This is a genomic window from Streptococcus australis (assembly GCF_040226615.1).
In the GTDB taxonomy this organism is placed as follows: Bacteria; Bacillota; Bacilli; order Lactobacillales; family Streptococcaceae; genus Streptococcus; species Streptococcus australis_E.
The window spans coordinates 165,227-190,404 of record NZ_JBCOAT010000001.1; the positions used below are offsets into that span (position 1 = coordinate 165,227).

The 25,178-nt window shown below is 42.7% G+C and carries 29 protein-coding genes; all 29 read right to left on the minus strand.

The features are described from left to right. Positions 1–6 precede the first annotated feature (6 nt). The 29 genes from ABT997_RS00850 to ABT997_RS00990 all read right to left on the minus strand — a co-directional run bounded on the left by ABT997_RS00850 (position 7) and on the right by ABT997_RS00990 (position 25,177). Positions 7–3,300 (minus strand): phage tail spike protein, encoded by a 3,294-nt coding sequence (locus ABT997_RS00850; RefSeq protein WP_350018537.1) that lies wholly within the window; start codon positions 3,298–3,300, stop codon positions 7–9. Then, on the minus strand, positions 3,300–4,028 hold the full coding sequence (locus ABT997_RS00855; protein WP_200771881.1) for a phage tail protein: 729 nt from the start codon (positions 4,026–4,028) through the stop codon (positions 3,300–3,302). Before ABT997_RS00855 ends, ABT997_RS00850 begins: the two co-directional genes overlap by 1 nt. Next, the gene (locus tag ABT997_RS00860) at positions 4,025–7,141 is read right to left on the minus strand and encodes a phage tail tape measure protein (RefSeq protein ID WP_288598723.1); all 3,117 of its coding nucleotides are present in this window, start codon (positions 7,139–7,141) and stop codon (positions 4,025–4,027) included. Before ABT997_RS00860 ends, ABT997_RS00855 begins: the two co-directional genes overlap by 4 nt. Positions 7,142–7,163: 22 nt before the next feature. Next, the gene (locus ABT997_RS00865; RefSeq protein WP_004186359.1) at positions 7,164–7,289 is read right to left on the minus strand and encodes a hypothetical protein; all 126 of its coding nucleotides are present in this window, start codon (positions 7,287–7,289) and stop codon (positions 7,164–7,166) included. A gap of 38 nt (positions 7,290–7,327) precedes the next feature. After that, positions 7,328–7,747 carry a hypothetical protein gene (locus ABT997_RS00870; protein WP_350018538.1) on the minus strand — a complete coding sequence of 140 codons (420 nt, stop codon included), beginning with the start codon at positions 7,745–7,747 and terminating at the stop codon, positions 7,328–7,330. 2 nt (positions 7,748–7,749) lie between these two features. Further along, positions 7,750–8,328: a major tail protein gene (locus tag ABT997_RS00875; RefSeq protein WP_200771884.1), complete on the minus strand. Its 579-nt coding sequence runs from the start codon at positions 8,326–8,328 to the stop codon at positions 7,750–7,752. A gap of 14 nt (positions 8,329–8,342) precedes the next feature. Next, positions 8,343–8,660: a hypothetical protein gene (locus ABT997_RS00880; protein ID WP_200771885.1), complete on the minus strand. Its 318-nt coding sequence runs from the start codon at positions 8,658–8,660 to the stop codon at positions 8,343–8,345. Continuing rightward, complete coding sequence (locus ABT997_RS00885; protein ID WP_200771886.1) at positions 8,657–9,025, minus strand: HK97 gp10 family phage protein; 369 nt, start codon at positions 9,023–9,025, stop codon at positions 8,657–8,659. The genes ABT997_RS00880 and ABT997_RS00885 overlap by 4 nt, the downstream gene beginning before the upstream one ends. Further along, complete coding sequence (locus ABT997_RS00890) at positions 9,012–9,356, minus strand: head-tail adaptor protein (RefSeq protein ID WP_200771887.1); 345 nt, start codon at positions 9,354–9,356, stop codon at positions 9,012–9,014. The genes ABT997_RS00885 and ABT997_RS00890 overlap by 14 nt, the downstream gene beginning before the upstream one ends. After that, entirely contained in the window at positions 9,356–9,637 is a 282-nt protein-coding gene (locus ABT997_RS00895) for a head-tail connector protein (protein WP_008282402.1), read from the minus strand. Before ABT997_RS00895 ends, ABT997_RS00890 begins: the two co-directional genes overlap by 1 nt. 8 nt (positions 9,638–9,645) lie before the next feature. Further along, the gene (locus ABT997_RS00900) at positions 9,646–10,827 is read right to left on the minus strand and encodes a phage major capsid protein (RefSeq protein ID WP_200771889.1); all 1,182 of its coding nucleotides are present in this window, start codon (positions 10,825–10,827) and stop codon (positions 9,646–9,648) included. A 13-nt stretch (positions 10,828–10,840) separates the two neighbouring features. After that, complete coding sequence (locus ABT997_RS00905; protein ID WP_200771890.1) at positions 10,841–11,524, minus strand: head maturation protease, ClpP-related; 684 nt, start codon at positions 11,522–11,524, stop codon at positions 10,841–10,843. Then, positions 11,517–12,779: a phage portal protein gene (locus ABT997_RS00910; protein ID WP_200771891.1), complete on the minus strand. Its 1,263-nt coding sequence runs from the start codon at positions 12,777–12,779 to the stop codon at positions 11,517–11,519. The genes ABT997_RS00905 and ABT997_RS00910 overlap by 8 nt, the downstream gene beginning before the upstream one ends. 87 nt (positions 12,780–12,866) lie before the next feature. Continuing rightward, positions 12,867–14,459: a terminase large subunit gene (locus ABT997_RS00915; RefSeq protein WP_200771892.1), complete on the minus strand. Its 1,593-nt coding sequence runs from the start codon at positions 14,457–14,459 to the stop codon at positions 12,867–12,869. Continuing rightward, positions 14,456–14,929 carry a phage terminase small subunit P27 family gene (locus ABT997_RS00920; protein ID WP_350018539.1) on the minus strand — a complete coding sequence of 158 codons (474 nt, stop codon included), beginning with the start codon at positions 14,927–14,929 and terminating at the stop codon, positions 14,456–14,458. The genes ABT997_RS00915 and ABT997_RS00920 overlap by 4 nt, the downstream gene beginning before the upstream one ends. A 49-nt stretch (positions 14,930–14,978) precedes the next feature. Then, on the minus strand, positions 14,979–15,194 hold the full coding sequence (locus ABT997_RS00925; RefSeq protein ID WP_000992184.1) for a DUF4314 domain-containing protein: 216 nt from the start codon (positions 15,192–15,194) through the stop codon (positions 14,979–14,981). Positions 15,195–15,266: 72 nt separating this feature from the next. Then, positions 15,267–15,473, minus strand: a complete 207-nt coding sequence (locus ABT997_RS00930; protein ID WP_234700060.1) for a hypothetical protein — start codon at positions 15,471–15,473, stop codon at positions 15,267–15,269. A gap of 89 nt (positions 15,474–15,562) precedes the next feature. Continuing rightward, a complete protein-coding gene (locus tag ABT997_RS00935) occupies positions 15,563–15,787 on the minus strand; it encodes an XRE family transcriptional regulator (protein ID WP_200771895.1) in 225 nt (74 codons plus the stop codon). Then, on the minus strand, positions 15,762–17,030 hold the full coding sequence (locus ABT997_RS00940; RefSeq protein ID WP_200771896.1) for a site-specific DNA-methyltransferase: 1,269 nt from the start codon (positions 17,028–17,030) through the stop codon (positions 15,762–15,764). Before ABT997_RS00940 ends, ABT997_RS00935 begins: the two co-directional genes overlap by 26 nt. 9 nt (positions 17,031–17,039) lie before the next feature. Continuing rightward, positions 17,040–17,462, minus strand: coding sequence for a helix-turn-helix domain-containing protein (locus ABT997_RS00945; RefSeq protein ID WP_037596717.1), 423 nt, complete (start codon positions 17,460–17,462; stop codon positions 17,040–17,042). Positions 17,463–17,670: 208 nt separating this feature from the next. Continuing rightward, positions 17,671–18,036 carry an HNH endonuclease signature motif containing protein gene (locus ABT997_RS00950; protein ID WP_200771897.1) on the minus strand — a complete coding sequence of 122 codons (366 nt, stop codon included), beginning with the start codon at positions 18,034–18,036 and terminating at the stop codon, positions 17,671–17,673. Between the two features lie 201 nt (positions 18,037–18,237). Next, positions 18,238–18,804, minus strand: coding sequence for a type III toxin-antitoxin system ToxN/AbiQ family toxin (locus tag ABT997_RS00955; RefSeq protein ID WP_200771898.1), 567 nt, complete (start codon positions 18,802–18,804; stop codon positions 18,238–18,240). A 531-nt stretch (positions 18,805–19,335) separates the two neighbouring features. Further along, on the minus strand, positions 19,336–19,557 hold the full coding sequence (locus tag ABT997_RS00960) for a hypothetical protein (RefSeq protein WP_200771899.1): 222 nt from the start codon (positions 19,555–19,557) through the stop codon (positions 19,336–19,338). A 158-nt stretch (positions 19,558–19,715) separates the two neighbouring features. After that, entirely contained in the window at positions 19,716–19,943 is a 228-nt protein-coding gene (locus tag ABT997_RS00965) for a DUF7678 domain-containing protein (RefSeq protein WP_200771900.1), read from the minus strand. 179 nt (positions 19,944–20,122) lie between these two features. Next, positions 20,123–20,473, minus strand: a complete 351-nt coding sequence (locus ABT997_RS00970) for a type II toxin-antitoxin system PemK/MazF family toxin (RefSeq protein ID WP_200771901.1) — start codon at positions 20,471–20,473, stop codon at positions 20,123–20,125. 11 nt (positions 20,474–20,484) lie between these two features. After that, positions 20,485–20,973 carry a hypothetical protein gene (locus ABT997_RS00975; protein WP_288598725.1) on the minus strand — a complete coding sequence of 163 codons (489 nt, stop codon included), beginning with the start codon at positions 20,971–20,973 and terminating at the stop codon, positions 20,485–20,487. After that, the gene (locus ABT997_RS00980) at positions 20,966–22,318 is read right to left on the minus strand and encodes a DEAD/DEAH box helicase (RefSeq protein WP_200771903.1); all 1,353 of its coding nucleotides are present in this window, start codon (positions 22,316–22,318) and stop codon (positions 20,966–20,968) included. Before ABT997_RS00980 ends, ABT997_RS00975 begins: the two co-directional genes overlap by 8 nt. Next, the gene (locus ABT997_RS00985) at positions 22,269–22,580 is read right to left on the minus strand and encodes a VRR-NUC domain-containing protein (protein WP_200771904.1); all 312 of its coding nucleotides are present in this window, start codon (positions 22,578–22,580) and stop codon (positions 22,269–22,271) included. Before ABT997_RS00985 ends, ABT997_RS00980 begins: the two co-directional genes overlap by 50 nt. A 242-nt stretch (positions 22,581–22,822) precedes the next feature. After that, positions 22,823–25,177: a virulence-associated E family protein gene (locus ABT997_RS00990; protein ID WP_200771905.1), complete on the minus strand. Its 2,355-nt coding sequence runs from the start codon at positions 25,175–25,177 to the stop codon at positions 22,823–22,825. Between the last annotated feature and the right edge of the window lies 1 nt (position 25,178).

Genomic DNA, 25,178 nt, shown 5'->3' on the forward strand with positions numbered 1-25,178 from the left:
CCTTTCTTATAAACGTCCCACTAAGCTTCTGGTATCCCACCAAGCTGGATGCCCTTCACCATGATTAGCCCGATACTCATAAAGTACTCCAATGCTATTAGACAAGCGTTGGAGAATCTCATGGAGTGAGACATAATTTCCACTTGTATCTAAATAAAGCCAAACGTCCCCAACATTAATAGTCGAGTCTCGTCTATCCTGTTTTCTGCTTGGACGGAGCTGAAGCTTTCCTGTTGTTGTCATAACCCAACCATCTTTATTATCATAGGCAGAACTGGCAAAGGACAATTCATCTCCAACTATATCAAGTGAGTCAACATTAACCCCATTCCAAGCCCGAATACCGACAAAGCCACCATCATTAGAGCTTTCATTGCCATAGCGATTAGACCCAATGACCGTCACACCAGCCCTTCCCTTACCATCGACATTTCCTGTCGCAAACTTAATGAACTGGGTTGGATAACCAGCTAGAACTCGTTTCAAGGCAGCTTGGTCTGTATAATACAAAATTTGACCCGCATTGAGACTGATTTCCATAGCTCGGTTAATGGCTGTTAGGATACCACCTGATATCTTGTTCGCAGATAAAGTTACAGACTGCACCTGGCTGATGAAGGCATGATTTGAGAAAAGTTTCCTCAAGTAAGCTTCGGTCGCAGATAACTTGTTAAACAAGGCATCATCTACTTTCAGTTTCTCAGCCGTTACTGCTTCTGCACTTAAGATTGCGGTGGTGACTGATCCCGATTCAAAGTTGGCTGTCTTTAACTTATCCACCATGGCAGACTTAATCACAGCATGGTCAATCCACGTTTCACCAGTAATATGAGTAAGTCGTCCATGAATCCAATTCCGACCGTCTGCTAGAAGATTAATACTGTTTAAAACTCTACCACTAGAAGTCAAATGCTGAACCGACCAACTGTTTGCGAGCTGAGTTTGAACAGTAGAAACTCTCTGGGTCAAATCCGTCACCTTGGTCACATAGGAAGAATCTGTCAGGACAATCTGGGCCAAGTTATGTTTGACACTGTCTTCCTTTGAGCCAATGAGCCGTGAGTACAGATTAACTGTTTCCTGAACCTTTTGAAAATCACTGCTGTTGGTCTTGCCATTGACTGTCTGCAAAATTTCTGAAAAGCGTCCCTCCACTGTTTGAGAATAGGAGGCAATCTTGGTTTCTGTGTACTGCCGGTCATCCTCTGGAGCTGGACTCGGTGTCGTCGCAATTGTCCCATCTTCCAATTGTGGATCCCGAATATAAAGAACATCACCAACAAGCCAGCCATTCGAATAACATACCCAGGACCAATATCTCTCAAACTTCACGGTAAAAGGATGAACAAACCGATGCCATTCAGTTTGAAGTGTCACGGTTGAAACACCACCGGTCTCAAAACCAAACCGAACAACTACCGACCGACTCGCTTTCATGTCGGCCGAATAGACCATTTTCTTCCCTTGCCATTCAGCCCCCCTTAAATCAAAAATGGGCTTATGAAAGCCACCATTCCCTGCTTTGGTACAAGTAGCTTTGAGATAGTATCCACTTTTGGCATTCGTATCCGGTACCCGTTCAAACTTCCATTCTGATACATTAGACGAGAGGGGCAACAGACCATCAAAATCATAATGACGAATGTAGTTGCGCCCACCAATTTGCAAACTCTCAAAGCGACGATTTAAGCCTTTCACATCTTCTGAATAGGAGGCTTTTGCGACATAGTCCTTGGCTACTTGCTCTCGGACAGTTCTGGCCTGATTGGCTGTTTCCGTCCGTACATACTGCTCCAGTCGTTCCCGCCGTTCACCATCTTTTGAAACATACTCCTGAACCTGTTGGAGAGTTGTTTCAAGACCGGATAGAGTTTGCTTGACTTCTATCTTACTGACAAAAGTGCCCATTTTCTGAAGAATTTCTGTTTGAAAAACTTTCAAGTCTGCTGTTGTTCGATTCGTTACTTCTTGGACATTGTTCAGAGCTTTCTGAGTGGCTCCTGTCTTGCCTAAGGCTTCTTCCGTCTTTTGAGTAATCGTATGAAGAGTCGACTCTGTCGATTTCGTAAAAGCAGTAAACGAACTCTGAATCTGATCACGAGTCTGAGCTGCAATTTCCTCTGCCTTTGCTTTTGCCTTTTCAATGCCATCTAATACCTTACTCTCTTGCTTCTCAAAAGCAGCATCAAAGGCCCTATTGGCATTTTCTAAAGCTCGTTCAACCATCAAATCATGGCTGCCTTGAGCAAGGGTTAAGATGGAATGAGCTGCAGCCGTCAATTTTGAAGAGGTATTATGGCCACCTTCTCTGACTTTATCGTCAAAGGTCAATGAGAAATATTCTTTAGTCAGTGCATCGTATTCATAAGCCACGGCTTGCTTTAACAAATCCACATAATGCTTTCGGCTTTTTAGAGTGACCCAGTCTCCCAAATGAACCGTTTGACCATCTAGCTCATAGGCTTCTATCACAATGGCATCCTGCTCTCGGTCAATCTTATCATGATAGAATTTACTCTCACCCCATTTTCGCAATTCTTCAAGGGTTTTAAGATTGTTATTCGTGAACTCTTTTTCATTGATGTAGGGATAAGCATCAAGCAAAGGACTGTCAATAGTCACGGTTAACGTCTTCTCTTCTTTAGCTCCTTCTGGTTTAAAGGTCGAATGAACATGGATACGTGTCACTACAGTTTGCGAACTTCTATTCCGTTTGTAGGATTTCAGGTTCTGATGAGTCGTAATAATGACACCACGATTCTCTCCTCGGTGCTCTTGAATAGAGAATAAGAAATTATCTCGAGTGACCTCACCTTCCCAGGTTCCAACAATGGAATGCGCTCCATCTAGCAGTACACTGTATAGTGTTGTTGTCTCTTTGGTATTGAAATCCCTGTGCTTTACGATATCACTGGTAAAAGAGAAAGGACTAAGACTAGTTTTGGCTGCCTGAACCATACTGGATAAGGCCGTCATACATCCGACCTGAGAATTTCCAATTGGCTTAATGGAATGCTGCATGACATCATCCGTAATGTGATAGCATAGTACCTCCACATGTTCATCCATCTCAACTGGTTTCTTAATCCGAAACAGCTGTTCTCCCAGTTCAGGTACAGGAGCCTTAATGAGTTTATCTACCTTCAACTGACGATAAAGATGGCTGTCCGTTATAGGATACTTGAGGGTTAAGGTAAAATCTCCATTCAAGGTTTCCTTTACCCTAGCAGATACCGCTTCATAAAGGGGGATACCGTTCCATTTAACTGTTTGTACTTCCTTATCCAATAAATAAAGCATTAGGCCCACCCCCAGACAATCTCAAAACGAATGGACTGAATCCCAGTTCCCAATACGACTCCCACTGTTTTATCTTTTGAAGAGTCAATCGTCAAAAAGTCACCAGACCAATTGATTCTTTTTCCTGATAAGGCTCTAAAACTTGGTTTGTCAGGGTTGTTATCCATCACTAGTGTTTCACCAGACTCTATTTTCTCCAAACGAATAACCTGACTACCAATCGTAAAACTGGTTTCAGTTGAAGTGTTTCCCATTATGGTCAATTGGGGAAAAGCCAAAGCCGAACCTTTCGTTCGCAAAGCACCATTTTGAGTGAATGACTGACTATCTGTATCTTTAAAGAATTTTGTAGGATGGCATTGGAAGGTCGCTTCCATCTCATAGACTCCATGCTTGTCCTTTATCATTTTTGAAACAAGTACCTTATAGCACCAAAGACGGACTGTCTTCAACTGCTCACTCTCCAGCCAAAACTGTTCTTTAGAAAAGAGAGTCAAAAACTGAAAAAGTTCTTCTTCACTTGGCTTGACCACATAAATCTTAAATGTCAACTCCATCACATTTCGATGCTTGTTGGTTTCCATGACGGCACCACTGATCCCTCTATGCTCAAGGAGCTGAGTCTTGCTGCCTTTCATGACAATCGGTGGACTGTTTTCCACTATTACCTTAAAAGGAAACGAAGAGGTATGCACTCCATCAATGACTAATTCATTGTATCGAATCATGTTCCCAATCCTTTCAGTTGTTTTTGCCTAGCGAGTTCTTCTGCCAATCTTCCTGCTACATGTTCTGCCAAGCGTTCTAAATCCGCTTCTTCTCTGATCACAACATCTGAAATAGTGATAGTAATCTGTGGCAGAGCATCCAAGGTAGAAACAATTCCACGACCAATCTGACCCAATGTTTCTCGGTTTAAGGGAAGAACCGCTTCTCTGCCTGCCTCCCCTCCTGCTAAGAGATTCGTACCATTTAGGCCAAAGATGGTTGGCTTGGTTAAAATCCCACCCTTGGCATACCATTCAATCCCAATCCGTGGAATATCCCCCTTTAACCAATCAAGCGGATTGGCCGACCCGCTGACACTAAAGTGCGGCAATGGAATATGCGGCCAAGAGATATGAAAATTAAAGAGATTCTTTATGGCATTGATTGCAGAGGATACGGCATTTTTAGCCCCATCAATCGCTCCAGAAATGGCATTTTTGATTCCATCCCAAATATTTCGAACAGTTGAGAAGATGTTGTTTAGGACATTTGATATGGTCTGCAAGATCCCATTCCAGATATTGGATAGTGTGCTTGCAATCCCCTGAACAATCCCTGTCACCGTGGATTGAATGGCATTCCAAATGGATGAAAATAAAGAAGAAAGGGCTGATAGAATATTTGAAACACTATCTCTGATACCGTTCCAGCTATTCACTATAAATTGCCAGATGGCATTAAGAATGGTGCCAATGATGGACTGAATCCCTTCCCATATGGTAGATACAATTTGCTTAATGGTTTCCCAGGCACCAGACCAATCCCCAGTGATCACTTGCATGACCAATGTGATAATGCTAAGAATAACATTTAGGACTGTTTCTATTATCGTCTTGATAATATCCCAGGCTGTTGTGACAACGAGCTTGATATTCTCCCAAACAGCTGTTAGATAAGGCCCAATTAAATCCATAATGGTGGTGATTACCGTCGAAATGGCATTCCAGACTGTTGTTGCAGCATCTTGAATCAACTGGTGATTTTCCTGCCACCAAGAAACCAAGGTTCCCCAAATTTCCATCACAAAGTCTACGACTTGTTGAACGATGAAAGAAATAGCTGAATAGATAGCATTCCAAGCATCCGTAACAGCTGCTCTGAAAGCTTCATTATGTTCCCACAGTTCCTTAATACCAATGACCAATAAAGCAACAGCCGCTATCACCGCAAGTACAATCCCTACAATCGGAGCAGCCGCAGCTAACATCCCTCCAATCGTCGTCCCAAGAGCTAAAGCTGCAGCTTGTAAGGCCACAATAATGGGTAAGAGAATACCCGCAACAGTCACCAGTCCACCCACAACCAGAATGAACTCCCGCACAGGTTCCGGAAGATTCACGAACCATTCCGCAACACTTTTTAAAAGCGGAACAAGTTGTTGAAGAAACGGAGCTAGGGTTTCTGCAATTGCTCCTCCAACTTCGGCCATGGCCTCTTTAGCTGCATTTTGTGCAAGCGTGAACTGATCGATAGGGTCAAGCGTTGCTTCATAGGTGGAAGCAACCACACCCTTTGCTTTTTCTGCAGTTCCTGCTAAATCATCAAAAGATAGAGCTCCCCTCTTAATGGCATCCACCATCCGTGGAGCAGCTTTAGTACCAAAGATACTGGATGCAAGCGTTAAGGCTTCCGTTTCACTAGTGCTGTTTCGGATTTGTTCGACCGTTTCTCTTAAGCCTTCACTCAGTGTCTTGCCCTTAGCCGCATAGTTGACTGCTGCTTTGGAGAGGGAAGAAAGAGTAGCCGAAGAATCGACCCCACTTTTTTCAAACTGCCCCATAAGAGCCACACCCTCATCAAACGAAAGTCCTAAAGCCTTAATTTGTGGAGCACCTTGAATGGCTTTGGTCATCAAATCCTGAACGCTGACACCAGTCGCCTGGGCCGTATAAGTGATGGTATCTAAGACCCGATTTAAATCACTCGTCTCAAGTCCATATGCTTCAATGGCTTGTTTTGCGGAAATGGCTGATTCCGTCACGTCCGAACCATTGATTTCTGCGTACTTAATCAAAGTCGCAGAAGCGTCCTTTAAGGCATCACCAGTCAACCCAAACTGGGTATTAAGCTCACCAACAGCACTGCCCACTGTTTGAAAGTCCGTTGGAATTTCAGTCGCAAGACCTTTTGCAATATCTGTCATCTCATCCAGCGCTTTTCCACTGGCACCGGTTTTGGTGACGATGATATCCATCCCTTCGTCCACTTCCCGAAAAGCTTCCAGTGTTGCTTTTCCGAAGTCAATCAGCTTCTGACTGATTTCGTTCAGTTTTTCACTGAAGTTGGCTAGAATCTCAGACCTTAGAAGATTGTTAGTTTCTACTAAGCTGTGGTTGGCATTATCACTTGCTCCACTCATGCTGCTCATCTCATCTCGCAGATGATGATAAGCTGTCTTGGTTTCATTGAGTGACTTTTCTAGTTTATTGGCTTCAACTGAGTTCTCACCGTATTCAGCCTTGGTCAACTCTAACTGCCGTTCTAAATTGGCAATCTGTTTCTCGACAATCTCTGACTGAGCCGCAACCTTTTTCTGAGCAAGGGCCAGTTTTTCAGATTCACTGGCATTACGACCTAGCTGACTTTCTTGCAACTTAAAGGAGGAAGCGACTTTCTCACTCTCTGATGCTAGTTGATTTTGTTCAGCTCCTAAAGCAGCTAGTTTACTTTTGTTGCTGGTGACACTGGAGCCATTTTGCTCCAAAGCTCGGTTGACACCCTCTAGCTTATTTTCATAGCTTTTGAGAGTGTTCTGAGTGATTTCGACCTCTCTTTGAAAAGCCCGATACTGATCAGCTCCGATTTTCCCGCTTTGAAACTGAGCTTCTACCTGAGATTGGGCTTGACGTAGTGTCTCTAGCTTCTCTTTGGTTGTTTGAACTTGCTTGGCTAAAACCTCTTGTTTCTGAGTTAAGAGAGTGACATTGCCTGTGTCAAATTTTAGTGCCTTATCAATTTGTTTCAGTTCTCGGCTTGCTTCTAAGGCTTCGTGGTTCACCCCTTTTAGAGCTTTTTGTAAGGGCTGGGTATCGCCTCCAATTTCAATTGTGATTCCTTTAATGGTTCCAGCCATACCCTACCTCCTTACCGCTACATCAAAAGTTATCAAAGTCTGTCTGCGTAGCCTTGCGAGTTCTATCTGCTTCTTTGGTACGCACTTCCACATAGTCTGTCTGATAGTCCAAGGCCATGCCAATCGTTATCTCTTTTAAATCTGACATGGATAGTCCTGTCTCTTTACAACAGTGAAGATAGGATTCTACCGTGAAGGTTTCTCTACTCGCTTCTTCCGACGCGTCGACTTTTTTCTGGTGGTCATTCCTTGATTTAACAATTCCATCAGAACCGGTCCTACTGTTTGAAGCGGAAATTCTTCTAAGCCCATAAAGAACTCTTCAAAAGGTTCAATAGATGGGTTAGCTGATTTGGCAAAAACCCAAAAGAGCCGGTGGAAAAACGTCATATCAAAATCCGCTAACATGCTCATATCCACATCCGATGCAGATAAAGTTTTGCCTTCTTCTAGCTGTTCAGCTTTTTTTAGAATCGACTCCGCCTGCAACATTTGAAACAGATCCTGAAAATAATCTTTCCCAAATTCTTTTTTATAGGCAATCGGTGTGTAAGCATTAGTAGCTAGCTCAATGTACTTACCTGATAACTGAATCATTTTTCGCATGATTAACCTCCCGGTTTCACAGTTGGCTCATAGACTTTTGTAAACCAAGTCTTTTTGACATCTTCTGGGGTATCCTCTGTGGTCCTGCGACGGACTAGCTTATCAAGCGGCCGAGGACTGGCTTTGAATTTCAATTCCACTTCATTGATGTCTGAACCGCTCTTTGTTTTAGAAGCTACTGTTGGCCGGCTTGCATAACAATAATAGAGCACATGGAGCGTTTCTTTCTTATCCCCTTCAAATCGGAACATCAAAGCAAAGTTTTTTTTCTCACTGCTTGCAATTTCTGAGATGACTTTACTCTGGGCATCAATAGTTTCTCCCAACACTCGAGTCAAAAATTCCTGTGTCAAAAGAGCCAGTTTCAGAGTTCCTTCATAGCCATCATTAGATTCTGTCGTATAAAAATTGATGTTGTCTGCTTTATAGGAACCAGAATCCCCTTGTGGCTCCAAGGTCAGCTCTGCAGCACCCCTAAGTCGCTCCACTGTCCCGTAGGTCAGCGCCCCATCATCTCCTTCTCTGGTTACTTCTGCCCAATGGACATCCTGCAGACCAAAGGTGACTTTATTTTTCTCCATCGGATTTTTCCTTTCTATTGACTTAAATGATAAATAACCTGATACAGCTTTTCTGTATCCAGATAGGTTTCTTCCTTGTCAAAAAAGAGAGAATGACTATCGAGTGCCGCTTCTATTTTCTCTTCTAAACCAAGGTCTTTTTTCTCGGTATAAAGCTCCAGTCTGACTTGACTTCCTTTGTGATAAGCCAGATTATCTGCTCCATAATTCTGAGAAGCAGGAAACCAATACACCAAAAAGGGAGGAGCTGGACTATGCCCCTCCTCAAAATGATGGTAAGCACTGGACAAACCTAGACTGCTTAAAAATGGAAACCACTCATCTTTTTTCATAACTTCTCCTTCAAGCGCTCTTCAAATTGGCGAATCATCTTTTCTTCAACAGGGGCAATATGCCGAATTCCTTCAACCCTGCCACCGCCTCGTTTGGCATGACCATTTTCTAAGAGATGCGTCAGTCCTGGTGTTCGATTATGAATCGTTTTTGTCAAAGCTAGATTCGTTTCTTTAGTCGCGGTAGAGGTCCATCCTCGAGCATATTTTCCCCGATTTTTTGGAGAATGTTGCTTTAACTCATTGACGGCTTCCTGCGTACTGTCTTCCACCACTGCTTTCACTGTTTCAGTAGACCTTTCAACATAATCTTCTAACTCCTTTTGAACAAACCAAGCTAGGTCAGACGGGTCAATTATTGGCATATTGTACCTCCTCTGTCGCATCTATCAGGATTATCTTCTGAGGATAAGTCAACGAATCAATGGCCTTGATATTATAAACCTTATTCTCAAAGCGAAGACGAGTGGTTTTACTATCCAACTCTTGTATAGCCGGGTCATAGCGCAGCGTAAAGCGTAACTGATGAATATTCTTGACCATTACTGTTGCAGTGCCTTCCGTTTCAAGAAGTACCTTGCAGGAACACCACCTAGAAAACAATGGCTGCCACTGACTGCTTTCATTGCCAATAGCATCTTGCACAATGACTCGTTTTTCAAAGAAAACCCGTTTGCTTAATGGAGCTATCTTCATCAGAACACATCCCTTCTGTGAGCAGAAAGAAGAGCCTTGAGGAGTTCTACCAAACTCTCCTGCCCTCCTTCTTCTCGGTGCTCGTAAAGATAAGCTGTCCCAAATAAAACAATCGTCTGAAGGAAGTCAACTTCTTTCTCCTCCGTCACTTCCTCCAGATTCTTGCGTAGGATACTGGAACACAACTCTTCACTGGCAGAAATCATGACTTGAATCAAGTGGTCATCCTCTGAGTGTTCAACCCTTAGATAGTTCTTTGCTTCCTCCAAACTAATCTTCATGAGAAGCCTCATTTCATGGTCAAAACTTTAACCGCTTCATTCAGAATTAACTTACCATCCACACGCTGACTAGCAAGGAAGCCAACTTGACCACTTTCTGCATAGAGCTCATTCAGACGCTTAAAGGAACGTCCTTGACGGTCCGCAATCCAGTAGTAAGAAAAGTCACCGAAAGCCAAAACTTTCTTACCTGTATCAATCGTCGGTACAAAGCTAGAGGTGAAATAAGGACGATTCAGAATCATATCTGGTACACCAGCTTGAACAGATGGCTGCCAGATATAGTTGCCATTATTGTCCTTGAGTTTCCGTAAGGCTTTGACAGTCGAATCGTTCAAAATCCATACTGCATTTTTCCGATAAGGTGATTTAAGCGAGTGATACAAATCCATGACATCGTCAAAGGTAATCGTCGCACCACCACTAGTCGCCCCTTCAGTGACTGTTTGAAAAATTCCAGTTGGCTTACCTGTTCCATCACCAATCAGAAAAGCTTCTTCTTCCTTCACACCAATACGACGAGCAAATTCATTAGCCATATAGCTTTCCAAATCAAAGACGGAATCATAGAGCAATTCATCAGAAATCTTAATGGCTGTTCCAACCTTATGGGAACCAAGCGTTACTTGACTAAAAGTATCTTCTGACTCCTTGAACTTAGAGTTCTCATCCATCCAAGTGGCTTCACCGTTCCCTGACACAACTGGAATCTTCCGCTCCCCGCTTGAAGTCTGAATGACCGTTGCAAGACTCCGCATGAAGTTTTCTTCTTGAAGAGCCTGAATCAGGCGTTTCTCATATTCATCTGGAACCAAGTAACCGCCACGTGAGTCGTCTCCAATACTGAGGATATTTTCGATATCATAGAAGTTTTTCTTGCGGATATTGTTCCAAAAAGCTGTGTTATAGGCTTTAGAGGAACGTCCGCCTTTTGGATTTCCTCCGCCTACAGTTGGATTGGCGACAATGGCTTGACTAACCGGACTGGCTAATTCCTTGTCCAGTGCTTCCTGCCGCTCCAAGCGTTCAATCTCTTTACCAAGGCGAACAACCTCATCTTCCATTTCTTCATAACGGGCCGTATCTTCTACAGAAACCAGCCCCCTATCATCCCGACAGGTATCCAGAAAGCTTTTTGCTTTCTCCCATACCTGCGCTCGTTTTTCTCGCAATTGTAAAATTTTACTCATGGTTATTCCTTTCTTATTTCAAGAGTGACAACCGTTTCTCTAACTGAGAAACTGGTGTTTTGAGCTGAGGTTTTTTATCAGCCAATTTTAAAAGCAGCTGGTTGGTCACCGCTGCTCGACTAAACATCATACTTTGAACCGTCCCATCTTCATGAGGTGCAGGCTCATACAAAATAGAATCCGCAAACCCAAGTTCAAGAGCCTTCTTAGCATTAAACCAAGACTCAGCATCCATCAAGTGGGACAACTGTACCCGGGATAAGCTAGTTTTGATTTCGTAGGCATTGAGAATGGACTCTTTTACTTCCGATAACATCGCAATGGCCTTCTCCATTTCTTTGGAGTCCCCAATTGCGACCGTCATCGGATTGTGAATCATCATCATAGCTACCGGACTCATATTGACGGTGGTTCCTGCCATAGCAATGACACTGGCTGCCGAAGCTGCAATGCCATCAATATTGACGGTCACGTCATCTTTGTAGTCCATTAACATGTTGTAGATTTGGGCTGCCGCAAAGACATCTCCACCCGGTGAATTAATCCATAAGGTTAATGGCCCGGTGCCACTCATGAGTTCATTCTTAAAAATTTGCGGAGTCACATCATCATCCACCCAGGATTCACTAGCAATCGTACCATTTAGATGCAGCACACGCCCCGTTTCATCCTCGCTGAAATTCCAAAATTTATTCATGACTCTCTCCTTCATGGTTATCTTTCATAAATCCTCCTGCATCTTTTAACTTGGTCATATTTCCATTAATCAAATAAAGGTCGCCGCCTTCTTCTGGTGGGATAGGGTTGAGTTCTTCTAACTCCCGGATATCATTTGTCGAGAGCCAACCGTTTTGTCGACCAATCGCATAGCCGTTCATCCGACTTTGATAGTCTCCACGAAGCAGGCCATCCACATTAAATTTAATGAAATGGGTCTTCTTCTCTTCCGGCAGCAACAAACTTTTCTTAAGGGCCTGTTCAAACCGAACGACCCAAGGATCCAAGGTATATTTGACAAACTCAAGAGACTGTTGCTCGATATTAGAAAAACTGGACTTCTCTAAATCTCCTACCATGTGCGGTGGAATCCGAAAGAGACGCGCAATCTCATTGATTTGAAACTTGCGGGTTTCCAAGAACTGCGCTTCTTCAGGCGGAATCCCAATCTGTTTATAGCTCATCCCTTCTTCTAGGACGGCAACCTTATGGGCATTCCGAGTGCCCTGATAGACCGCATTCCAGGAATCTCGCACCTTTCCTGGGTCCTTTAAAATCCCCGGGTGTTCAAGAACTCCCCCAGGGTTAGCACCGTTGCCAAAGAAACTAGCGCCATATTCTTCACAAGCAAGCGTCATACCCACCGCATTCTTCGCCAGAGCAATCGGAGAATAACCAATCAGACCATCAAACCCTAATCCCGGAATATGAAGCACTTCTTCTTGCGATAAAACAATGCTTCCCTTTTCCTGAAAATTAGGATTATCTTCCTCATAGCGATTGTAAACATAAAAGAGCTTACCCTTTTCACTTCGGTGAACACTCATCTGATCCGGCAGCAAAGGATACAGTCCAATCACCTGACCTGAACGGTCACGAATAATCTGAGAATAGGCATTTCCCCAGATCAAGAGATGGCTCATCAAGGTTTCCCGAAAGACAAAAGATGTCATGTCAGGATTCGGCTCATCATGCAAAAGCGTGTAAAGGACATGTTCCGTATCCTTTGCTTTTCCTCCTTCGGTGTATCGATAAACATGGAGAGGTAAAGATGCAATGGTCTCTGACAGAATCCTTACGCAGGCATAGACCGCTGTCGTTTGTAATGCCGTCCGTTCATTGACCGTTTTCCCACTCGTGGTTCGACCAAAGAGTAGCGAAAAGTCATTCCCTTCATACTTATTTTTGGGCTCTCCCCTCTGTCGTTTTAGTCCTAATTGTTCCAATATTCCCATAGTCATCTCCTTTTCTAGGCATGAAAAAAAGCACCTCGCTTGAGATGCTTTACAATCACTCTTTCAATTGTGGAAAATCTAATTAATTTAAAAGGATAAGATTCCTCGCTCATCATAAATACTACCGTCATTCTTTTGATGTCGAATGCACCTGTCTAAAGCCATAATGGTTGCGACAATCCCGTCAATCTTTTCGACAGATTTTTCTTTATCAGGCTTAATATTTCCGGATGGGTCCTGTCTCATGACTACGTTTTGGGCCATCCATTTTAGGACCGGATGACCTCCATGCTGTATTTTACCTTCCATCATGAGTTTATAGTACTCTTTGGAAGGTGGACTCATGTCCTTATAGCCCTGACCAAATGGAACCATTATTAAGCCCATGCCCTCCAGGTTCTGAACCATCTGTGTCGCATTCCAGCGGTCATAAGCAATTTCTCTGATGTGGTAGATAGTGGAGAGTTTTTCAATGAACCGTTCAATAAAACCGTAATGAACGACATTCCCTTCTGTGGTAAGAAGAAAGCCTTGCTTTTCCCAGACATCATACAACACATGATCTCTTCTGGACCTGAGAGCTAGTGTATCTTCAGGTAACCAAAAGAAAGGTAGAACCTGATAGTTCTCACCTTCATGTCTAGGTGGAAATATCAGTACAAGAGCCGTAATATCTGAAGTGGAAGATAAATCCAGACCAGCATAACAATCTCTGCCTTTTAGATTCTCCACATCAATCGGCTGTCTTCCTTTATCGTAGATATGTTCCGGAATCCAAGTCACTGCTGAATTGGTCCAGATATTGAGTCGCAGCTGCTTGAATATATTCTCTTCTGCTGGGTTATCTAAGGCATTCAGATAAGCTTCCCGAACCCGGTCAATTCCAATTGTATGGCCGAGTGAAGGATTAGCCTTTAGCCAGTTCTCTTCATCGTTCCAATCATCTTCTTCTGAAAGGCCATAGACAACAGGGTAAAAGCTACTATCTTTTTTTCGCCCCTTTAGTATATCTAAGGCCTTGGTATGCAATTCATAACAAATAGAGTTCTTATCGTTTCCTGCTGTCGTGATAATAAAAAAGAGCGGCTGCTCCCTGGCATCACCACTCCCTTTGGTTAAGACATCGTATAAATGGCGATTGGGCTGGGCATGAATTTCATCAAAGACTAAACCTGATACATTGAGTCCATGCTTGGTTCCAGTTTCAGCCGATAACACTTGATAGAAGCCTGCATTGGAATAATTAATGATGCGTTTAGTCGTCCCCATGACTTTGGAGCGTTTTTCTAAAGCTCTGCTCATCAGAACCATTTGTTTGGCCACATCAAATACAATAGAGGCTTGATTTCGGTCACAAGCTGCCCCATACACTTCGGCACTGGCTTCCCCGTCTGCGTATAAGAGATAAAGAGCAATCGCAGCAGCCAGTTCAGACTTCCCATTCTTTTTGGGAATCTCTACATAGGCCGTCAGGAATTGTCGATTCCCATCTTCCTTTACGATACCAAAAAGGTCACGTACAATTTGTTCCTGCCAGGGTAATAATAAGAATTTCTGTCCCGCCCAGCGCCCTTTGGTGTGGCAGAGATTCTGAATGAAGGTTACTGCCCGGTCTGCCTTCTTCTCATCGTAATGAGAAGTTGGAAGCATGAAGGGAGAAGGGATATAGTGATACGTCATAAGCGCCCTCCTAGTAAATCTTCCATTTCATCACCTGACCCCACTTCTGTATCCATTGAAGCCAGCCGTGTTCTGGCAGATGGAGTTAAGCCAAACTGTTCACAGAATTTGAGCATGATTTTAAGATTGGTCTGAGAAATAGAAACTTGTGGCACTTGTTGGAGATAGCCATTGGGAGTTTTAATAATAGAACCATGTTTTGAAAGAAACTCTTCTGCTTCCTTCCAGCGTGCATAAGCTTGGCAGTAACCCGCAAAAGCTGTCATATCCATATCCGTTAAAAGTCCCAATCCTTCTAGGATTTTGCCCATACGCTTCCATTCTTTCTTGGCATCTTCTTCAAGCCAGGAAGGGCATCTATGAGCTTTTTTCTTGGGCTGAATTTCATTCATTGGAAATGGACGCTTGCCAGGATTCCCTTCTAAGATTTTTAAACTAATTGGTTTGGGCTTTCTGCCCTTCTGTGCCATGCCCTCACCTCCTTCAGCCCACAAGAAAAAAGCCCGAAAGCTTAATTTCTTATGAATCAATTTTCTCTACTTCATCAATACCATGTAACACATGGAGTTGTCGGCCATTGTCCCATTGAACAACCAAGGAACCAATATCATCTACATCTTCCACCGTTCCCAACATACCAATTGGCACTGGATTCGGGTCTTCCATTTTTAAGAGCCGCACCCTTGTTCCAGCAGGATACCGCTTTTTTAATAATTCTACAATCTTCGCATTCATGTTTGTTACCCTCACTTTCCTCTAAGTGAAAGACACTTCTTCCCAGATACGGTTGGTATCTTCGACAATCAGCTACAATTCCATATCAGCCATTTTTCTACTCATATCTGTTTCTTGAATGGAAGTTAGTAAGTTATGAACCTGGGTAGCTTCTTCCTGTTCTACACTGCCCAACTCTCGTTCTTGAGTCAAGGTTATAAATCCTTTGGATAAGAGGTCTAAGCGATTGTGGGCTTGTTCCAAGATGAGGTTGGCTTCTGCACTTGAATAGAGCATCATATGTTTCTCCTTTGGGGGATTTAATTTGGTCAATGGTATAATACCTCTAATCTGCATATTTATCCAGTTATAATAGATAATTATTATGCTTAATTTTGAAATTTTGATTCGAGTTCTTTCATCGCTTGGTCCAAATACTCTAGTTCCAAACATCCAAATTGTCTAGTCTTACGAGCACGCTCTATAGCGTTCCTCAATTCCTCTACCTCAGGAGAATTTTGTGGTAAATCGACCATTTTTTCAGACGGTCCCTTGAGATATTGGAGGGCTTCTGTTTCCGTCACCTTCTTATGCTTCGCTTGTTTCCTTCTCATACTCACTAACTGCTTCTTCAAGAGCTAAGGTCTTGCCCTCACGGATTAGCTGCACATCTGACTTTTCCGTCGCTTCCATATAACGTTTGACAATAACATCCACAAACTTCTCATCCAATTCAATACCATAACAAACCCGACCGGTCTGATCAGCCGCAATTAAGGTAGAGCCACTGCCTAAAAATGGGTCCAGGATAAGTGTCCCTCGCATGGAAGAATTCTGAATCGGATAAGCCATAAGCTGAACAGGTTTCATAGTTGGATGCTCTTTGCTGGATTTTGGACGGTCATATTCCCAAATGGTCGTCTGCTTTCTATCAGAAAACCATTGGTGTTTTCCTTTTTGTTTCCAGCCATAGAGCACAGGTTCATGTTGCCACTGGTAAGGGCTTCTACCTAATACCAGGGCATTCTTTTTCCAAACGCAACAACCGCTCAGATAAAAGCCAGCGTCCTTAAAGGCCTTTCTGAAGTTCAGCCCTTCTGTATCCGCATGGAAAACATAGATGGAAGCATCATCCTCCATGGACTGTTCTACGTTGACAAACATGTTAAAAAGGAACTGAAAGAAATCTGCATCGGACATATCATCATTTTTGATTTTACCCGCTGTTTCTTCCACATTAACATTGTAAGGAGGGTCAGTTACGACAAGGTTGGCCTTCTTATCTCCCAGGAGAAGCTGATAAGTTTCTGGCTTTGTAGAATCACCACAAATCACTCGGTGTTTCCCAAGATGCCAGATATCTCCTTGTTTCGAGATAGTCGGCTTTGTCAGCTCCCCATCTACATCAAAGTCATCTTCTTTCACTTCCTTGTTGTGAACTTTAGAAAATAGCTGATCGATTTCCGGGGCTTCAAAACCGGTTAGGTCTAAATTGAAATCCGCATCTTGCAAGTCCACCATCAGGTCTGCGAGAAGTTCTTCATTCCACGCGCCTGTGATTTTATTTAAAGCAACATTCAGGGCCTTTACCTTATTCTCATCCTCAATCCGAACCTGAACACATTGAACTTCTTTATAGCCTAAGTCAGATAAGACGGTCAGTCGTTGATGACCGCCAATCACAGTACCATCGTAGTTAACAATAATCGGTTCAACATAGCCAAACTCCACAATGGACTTCTTGATTTTTTCGTATTCCTTATCACCTTTTTTCAACTTCTTTCGTGGGTTATAAGCTGCAGGTTTTAATGTCCCAATGGGTAAAGTGACCCACTTCATATCTTGTGTAACTTTCATACTACCTCCTTAGTAAAAACGAGATTGAATATAGCAGGCATGGCTGCAAAACTTCCGGTTCGCATTGCCGTATGATAAAAAAGACTTACCGCAATGTTGGCAAGTCAATTCATAGTAAGCTGTATTTTGTTTCTGGTGTAACTCTGGATGGTCCTGCCACCAGTATCTCCGACAGGCATCCGAACAAAACTTCTTAGGTCGCCCAGTTCCTTTGGGGATAAAGGTTTCTTTACAGTGAAGGCAACAAGGAAGGCCACTGGCTTGGTCTTTTATCATCTTTGTGACGGCATTTCGATAGCCCAAAAGTTCTGGGTTTCGTTTGCAGTAATTGCGAACAGAATCCCTAGACAAACCGACTATCTTTCCAATTGATTGGTATCCCAAACCTTCAGAACGTAGTTTTCTAATTTGTTTTCTTTGAAAATCGTCCATTTTTGCCTCCTTTCTTTACTGAAATCTCTAACCTTTTAAACCATAAAACGAAAGAAAAACAAGCCATAATTTCTTGTTACAGCTTGTTTCTCAGTTACTTATTTCTTCAAAAAATATACCCCTTTTGCATTTTGCGAAACTGCGCGTTTAAGGGGGCCACGGTCTTTTGAGAGGCAACTCACAGAGATTTTATTCCCCCTACCCCTCGTCAGAAATCATAGTCATAAATTGGAGTATGGTCTTCGGTCACGGTTTTATGGTCATGACAGGATTTACAAAGAGGTTGCCAGTTTCCCTCATCCCAGAACAATTTTTGATTTCCTCGGTGAGGAACGATATGGTCCACCACCGTTGCCTGCCTGTAGCGATTCCGCTTCAAGCACCGTACGCAAAATGGATAAAGCTTCAAGAAGCGAAGCCTAGCTTTGTTCCATCGTGAATCGTACCCTTTTGCCTTCGTGGACTTTATTTCCAGTGAATGAAGGTCGCTGTGTTCCTCGCAATACTTGAAACCGTAAGGCACTAGCCTTGGACAGTTTGGATGCTTGCAAGGCAGAGCGGGTCGTCTTGGCATGGCCTTCACCCCTCTCTATATTCTTTCACATCTTAATCATATCACAATATTTCGTGCAAAGCAGTACCGACTTAGTACCGTATTAGTTCCAGGGTAGTTCCGCACTAGTTCCACCCTAGTACCGAGGTAGTTCCGTCTTTTCGATTTTTGCAGTTTTTACTTGACAAATAAAAAAGACGTGATTCAAAACGTCTTTCTAACTTATTTATAATTTTGCAAAGCTTTCTCTAGTGCAACATAATCACAATGAAATTTACTCAGAGCGCTCCCTTTTGCTATCGTTTTACTGTAGATTTTAGACGCATCCAAGATGATTTTGTCTTGTTTAGATTTACAAAACTCATGCTCCTTGTAAAATAGGAATTGGTAGTTCAATTCAAGAGTTTTGAATTCTATTTTCTTATACGCTCCCTCTACAACTGGAATCATTTTTCTAATATCTAAGACAGCAAGAATGTGATATTTTTTATCTAATAAGTTTGGATGATCACGATAAATTGCATTTTTCTCGTTGGAGTTCTTATCAACTAAATCGTAAATCATTAAATAATCACGACTTTGCATTCGTTGCTCTTTATGCTTTTCCTTCGCAGACGTTAATGGAATGAAATACTTGATATTTCCAATATCAACCAGTATACCTACGTATGGCTTTATCGTTGCTCTATAAGAAGGATGGTAATATACATTGGAATCAACTTGATATAGATATTCAATGTAATCATTGTCAATTTCATAAAAAGCAATAGAATCGTTTAAGAAGTTCACTAGAGTTTCTCCGTGTAATTTATATATAAAAAGCTAGGAAACTCCTAGCTTAGTTTCACTTTGGGATGTAGGCAGTGAATCGCCTCATTTAACGCTCACATTTGGGATGTAGGCAGTGAATCGCCTCATTTAACGCTCACATTTGGGATATAGGCAGTGAATCGCCTCATTTAACGCTCACATTTGGGATATAGGCAGTGAATCGCCTCTTTCTATAGTCATTATACAATAAGAAAGGGGGGTATGCAAGTGATTAGCAAAAATTTTTTCCACATTCTAAACAAAAACGGCCTACAGCAAGTTGTAAGCCATTTATTTTAGTCGGTTTATTCTGGTGTCTGCCACCCGCTTGGCCCTTATGTCCAAGATTAATATCAGATTGACCATGAGCCGACCACTCAAATTAAAAATTCTCATTTCATCACTCGGTTAATTTTTTGTTTACCAACAAGTCAGAACCGTCACTTGTCTCATCAAAGTGATGACATGAGAATATCTCATCTACATCATATTATACGTTAAGTAGACCTATTACGCAAATGAAAAACAATCCAAAGAACAACGAACCATGCGCCTGTAATAATTCTCCATTATGTATGCTGCCATATCTGAGATGGCTTCCTTTCTCACTGGCATACCCTGCATGTTGTAGGTTTGTTGATTATAAAGTGTTAAGAATTGAACCTTGATATGGTAGATATAAACTCCTGAAACAAATAAGGTAGATAGTATTTCAACTTCTAAGATTTTCAAGTGTAGTACCTCTTTCTGTTGATATTTCTAGTATAACTCAAAACAACTGAACAGGGATTGCTATCCTCTCAAATGTACAAAAAAATGCCTGAAATGACCATTTCTTGTATCTCAGACATTTTTAGGGCAGAAACTTCAAATATTTCTGCCCTCTATATTTAAGCTGGAAAACGATCTAGAATCTGGTCCAAAATTTCTTCTAAGCTTTCATCTTCGGGGTACATTTCCCAACCCCTGTCGTAACTAATGACTTCCTCACCGTCTACGTCCACTCCCAATTTAAAGATTCGTCCGTTGTCTATTCCATCCTCGAAAGGTTCAGTGCTTACCTTTGCTAGGTAAACCACCTTTCGATTGCGGCTTGTAAATATTTCTTCTTGCCACATGTTTCTGCCTCCTTAGTCCAACCAAGCGTAGTCGTCAACTTCCAACGTGGTAAAATCCGTATTTCTTAATTAAGCCCACTATTTTTTTCATGGCTTTTACCCCTTTTCTTTTTTTTGTGTGTATGTTACCGTACGACTCTTTATTTATCAAGTCATTAGCGAAGATTATTCAAAATTTTTTAAACTCCTATCTGGACCCGTAAAGCCCGGTCAATCCGCACCAGCCAAGCTTCTTCTCGAATGGTCAGGACCTTATTTTTTAACTGAAACTTATCCACCGTAAGAACCTGTTCTGCTAAAACCAAGCTGGACCATTTGAGCCCTTTGAAAACTTTCTTAGGTAGATACACATGAGTAGGCAGGTGCTTTTTCTTTTGAACCTGCTTGGTTAGGGGAACAACCGTAACCAAATGAGAATGGTCATTAGCTTTATTATTGCTGACGACGATAGCTGGTCGAATTCCCTGCTGAATATGACTGTTTTTCTGATTTCCAAAATCTACATAATAAATATCGCCTCGTTTACACATATGGTTCTCCTCTAACTAAGTAAAAAATCTTCTAATTGCTGGTTTCTGATAGCATAAATCAAACGGAGTTCCTTAACAGCCTTCTGCTTCCACCTGCTAATAGTACTCCGGCTGATATGGTACTTGACCATAAGGTTGTCCCAGCTTTCTGACTCAATAACTAAATCCGTCACAAATTCTGCCAAATCATCCGGAAGCTGACTGACAGCCACTTCAAAGAAATGCAATTCCTGAACTAAACGGCAGTAGCGCTTTGATAAATATTGATAAAGCTCCCGATTGGCTTTTTCTGTTTCTTCCTTGTAGGACAAAGCAATGACCTCACTGCGATAGGGATTCTTACTGGTTTGCACCTTTGGTTCATCGGACCGACCATAGACCATGGTGTCCAGCATCTCATTTTCTGAGATGCCGACAAAGTGATTTAACTGGCTGCGTAAGAGCTTCAGTTCCTTTTCCATGTTCTTATATTCATAGAAAAGGCTCTCTATTTTATCCATCCGCTTCCTCCTCTCTCAATTCATATTTGACGGCATCAATCAGGGATTGCTGAGAGATGTCCTTTTCTTTCAATCGTTTCATGACTTGTTCGTCCATTGTGCTCTTTGTAATGATGTGGTGAACAACCACCGTTTCTTTCTGCCCCTGACGCCAGAGCCTAGCATTGAGCTGTTGGTACAATTCCAAGGACCAAGTTAAGCCAAACCAACAAATGGTATGGCCGCCGGCTTGAAGATTAAGCCCATGACCGCTGCTTGCTGGGTGAATCAAACCAAGGGAAATCTTTCCCTTGTTCCATTCCTCAATATCCTGATTGCTTTGAATCACTCTAGCTTCTGGAAAGCGTTCCTTGATGCGTTTCAAATCATGCTGGAACCAATAAGCGACTAACAAAGGCTGGCCATTCATACTCTCCACCATTTCTTCAAGAGCCACTAACTTCTGATCATGCAAGAGTACCGCCTTTCGATTCTCATCATAAACCATGCCATTAGCCATCTGCAGTAATTTATTCGAAAGGCTGGCACTGTTTACGGCATCAAGTACCTGCCCCTTGAGAGAAACCATCATCTCTGTTTTAAACTCCTTATAAACTGCAAATTCTGGCTCCGACATCTCAACTAGAACTTCATTGTCCACTCGTTCTGGCATATTGAGATAATCCACTGCCTTCATAGAAATCGTCATATCCGCTATCTTGTCATAGATGTCTTCTTCTACGCCATCCTTTGGCTTATAAGAAAAGATAACCTGACCGTTTCGTTTGTCGGGGTCAAAATACTGATTGCGAAAAGCTGTGATGAAGCGTCCCAGGCGCTGTCCGCCATCTAAAATGCCAATCTCAGAAAATAGGTCCATGATGTTTCCAGGAGTTCCCGTCAGCCCAACCATGCGCTTGATTCTAAATCGAACTTTCCTAAGAGCCTTGAAGCGTTTAGCCTGATAAGACTTAAAGCTAGAGAGTTCATCAATCACCACCATATCAAAATCAAAGAGTTGATTCTGAATCAACCAGACAACATTTTCTCGGTTAATGGTATAGATAAAGGCTGCACGTGATAAAGCTGCTCTCCGTTCTGATTCACTGCCAATGGCAATGGAAATATCTAGCCCCTTTAAATGTTCCCACTTATCCAGCTCATTCTTCCAAGTATGACTGGCCACTCGAAGCGGGGCAATGACCAAGACTTTTCTGACCTCAAATGAATCCAATATCAAATTCCACAATGCCGTTAAGGTAATCACGGTCTTTCCCAATCCCATATCAAGAATCAAACAAGCTGTCTCATGCTCCTCAATGAATCGAGTCGCCACCTCTTGATAAGGATGTGCCTTGTATGTCATCCAGTATTTCTCCAATCTTTTCTTTATCATCCAACACATAAACTAGAAAACCTAGCTTTCTTAACTGCTCCATGCGCCTGACCTGAATTTTTCTTGGCTTTTCTCCTGGGGCTTTTAACTCCACAAAACCAATCTTTCCTTGAGGTAAAGCTACGATTCGATCAGGTACCCCTACCAAGCCAGGCGAGATAAACTTCATGGCAAGGCCACCCCGCTTTTTACTTTCTACTCTCAATTTTTCTTCAATTTCTCTTTCTCGCATCTTTCTTCTCCCAGGGTTTCCGATAAGGGTTGCCAAAAGGGTTCAAACTCCTTACGCGTGTACGGGTGCCCATCACCCCTATTTTACTAGTAGTAACACTACTCTCTTAGAGAAAATAGGAAACTAAGGAAACTCGTACTAGAGAAACCACTATTGGCAACGGCTTTGAGAGGTTTCCCATTCGGTTGCTGAAAGGTAAAATCGAAAACCTACGGAAACCAACTAAAGCTTCCCAAGTTGCCTTACGGCACCCGGACAAAAGCACGTTGAGTACCATACAGGGAAAACTTCATCTTACCAGTCGTGTTTCCTGTGTACTTATTCCAGCCACCGATTTTATTTAGAATCCCTTCAATTTCATAGGAATCAGCCTTTTTGATATTCTGTCGTTCCTTACCGAAGCACTCACACCAAATTTCCATAATGCAGACTCGCTCACGTTGCTCCGTTCCCTTCAAAGTCTGACTGCCAAAGTCACTCCCAGCCAAGAAAGTCCGCCGCTCATATAAGTCCATCTTGGACCAGTTATCTGGCAATAAAGTATCCAGATACTCAGCCACAATGCCTTCTCGGTCATCCGATTCCATAGCTTCCTGTCGCTCTTTATTCGCTTCATTTTCTGCTTTTCCTTTTAGAAACAATTCCTCTCCTGCTTCATAATAGACCTTGGCTTCTGCCCACAATTGGTCTACATCGACTAGCTCCCAAGGCTTTAACTGACTGGCATCGGACACTCGAATCGGCCAAAAGCGACGGTTCCCAGTCACGTCTCGCAAGAAGCCACCTTCTGAATTGGTTGAACCCACAATAATACAAGTGCGTGGGTGACTTTCGACATTCACCCCATAGGCTTGACGGAACTTATCATCCTGGCGAGATATAAAGGATTTGACAGTCTCCACATCTGTTTTTCGGATTCCAGTCATCTCGGAAATCTCAAGAATCCAATAGCCTTGCAGCTTTTCTGCTGCAGTCTTATCCCGCATGTCTGAAATCGCCAGAGAATCCGAGAACCATTCTTTACCTAACTTAAGAAAAAAGGTTGATTTCCCTATTCCTTGCGGTCCATTTAATACCAAGATAGAATCAAATTTAATGCCGGGTTCATAAATTCTTGCTATCGCAGCCACCATAGTTTTTCTCATAACAGCTCGTGTATAAGCAGTGTCCTTTGCCCCAAGGTAAACGATAAGAAGCGAATCAATCCGCTCAACCCCATCCCAAACCAAAGGTTCTAGGTATTCCTTAATAGGATGGTAGAGCCGGTAAGATGTCACCACAGCTAAAAGAGCATCCTTGAACTTGGTTGGTGACCAAATACCATAGACACGCTCAAAGTAGAGTTTGGCATTAGCTAAGTCCGAATCATTCCAGCCTGGGCGTGACCGTCTCCAAGGGAGCTCACCAATCACATCAATGACATTCTTGAATTCGTTGTAGACAATATTTTGAAGGTTGGGGTCAAAATGGAGAATGGTCGCAATGTTGGATAAGGTATCCTTAACGCGGCCAGTCTTATCCAGCTCTAAGCTCGCCTGCCAATTCTCCGTATCAGCGAATTCCAAAGTCGCATCTGCTAAGCGCTCTTTTGCCAGTGTCTCCCTGGTCGCATCATCTTTTAGGACATAATCCTGCATAGCCTTATAAGACGGTTGCTTAGCTGAGTCTTTCTTTTCCTCATCATCCTGATCACCAAAGAGATGGAGGCGAACCAGGTCAAAAGCCGATAAAAGCCTGTGACCATAAGGGTCGGTCGCATGGTGGCTATAAGAAAATTTGTCATCATAAAGAACAACCCCAGCACTGGTTGTGGCATGAATATAATCAAAACGACCTGGAATGCTGGAAGGTTTGTAAACATCTCCTAGAAATTTTTCAATTGCTTCTGTAATAGTGTAGGTTCGGTTAAAAGCCCCAATCAAGCCAGATTTTCCAAGAGGGTCTGCTTGTTTGGCAATGGCCCGCTCCAGTAGCTTGTTCTGCCGGCTGGATACAGGCCACTCAGTCGTATCTTTCCAATTCTGATAGCGTGCTAAAACCGTGTCCGGACTGAGGAAGTCACCCTCTAATTTCTTAAAGATAAACTCCCCATCTTGCGAGGTTGAAGGCCAATACATGATGCGACTTGGTTCATAGGTCGTATCATCAAATAGCTCCATACCGATATCTTCAGCCACTTTTCTGGCAACAGCCTGGTATTCCTCAGCCGTTACTTCCCGAGATAAGGGGATAATCAAACGTAGCCTTGGATGCTCTTTGGTATGTTTATGTGTTGAATAGAAATAGGCAAAGAAAGAAAAGAAGAGTTCGACTTCATCCATAATGCCAGGTGTCGCAAAGTCCATATCCAGAGTCAGGGCAGAACGAGACAGTACGGCATCTTTCTTTCGTCTTCCTTTGTCAAGTTTTCCTAAAACAAAGCCGCCGACATCTTTAATATTATCTTGTTTTGATTTCGCTAGTTTCTTATACTCTGCAACGGTCTCAGCCGTTCGGATAGTGGTTGAAATGCGGGCTTCAAACTGCTCCAAGCTATAACTGGTTTGCGTCCAAATCTTATCGGTTCGTTTGTTTCCTAATGAAATGGTAAGTTCCATT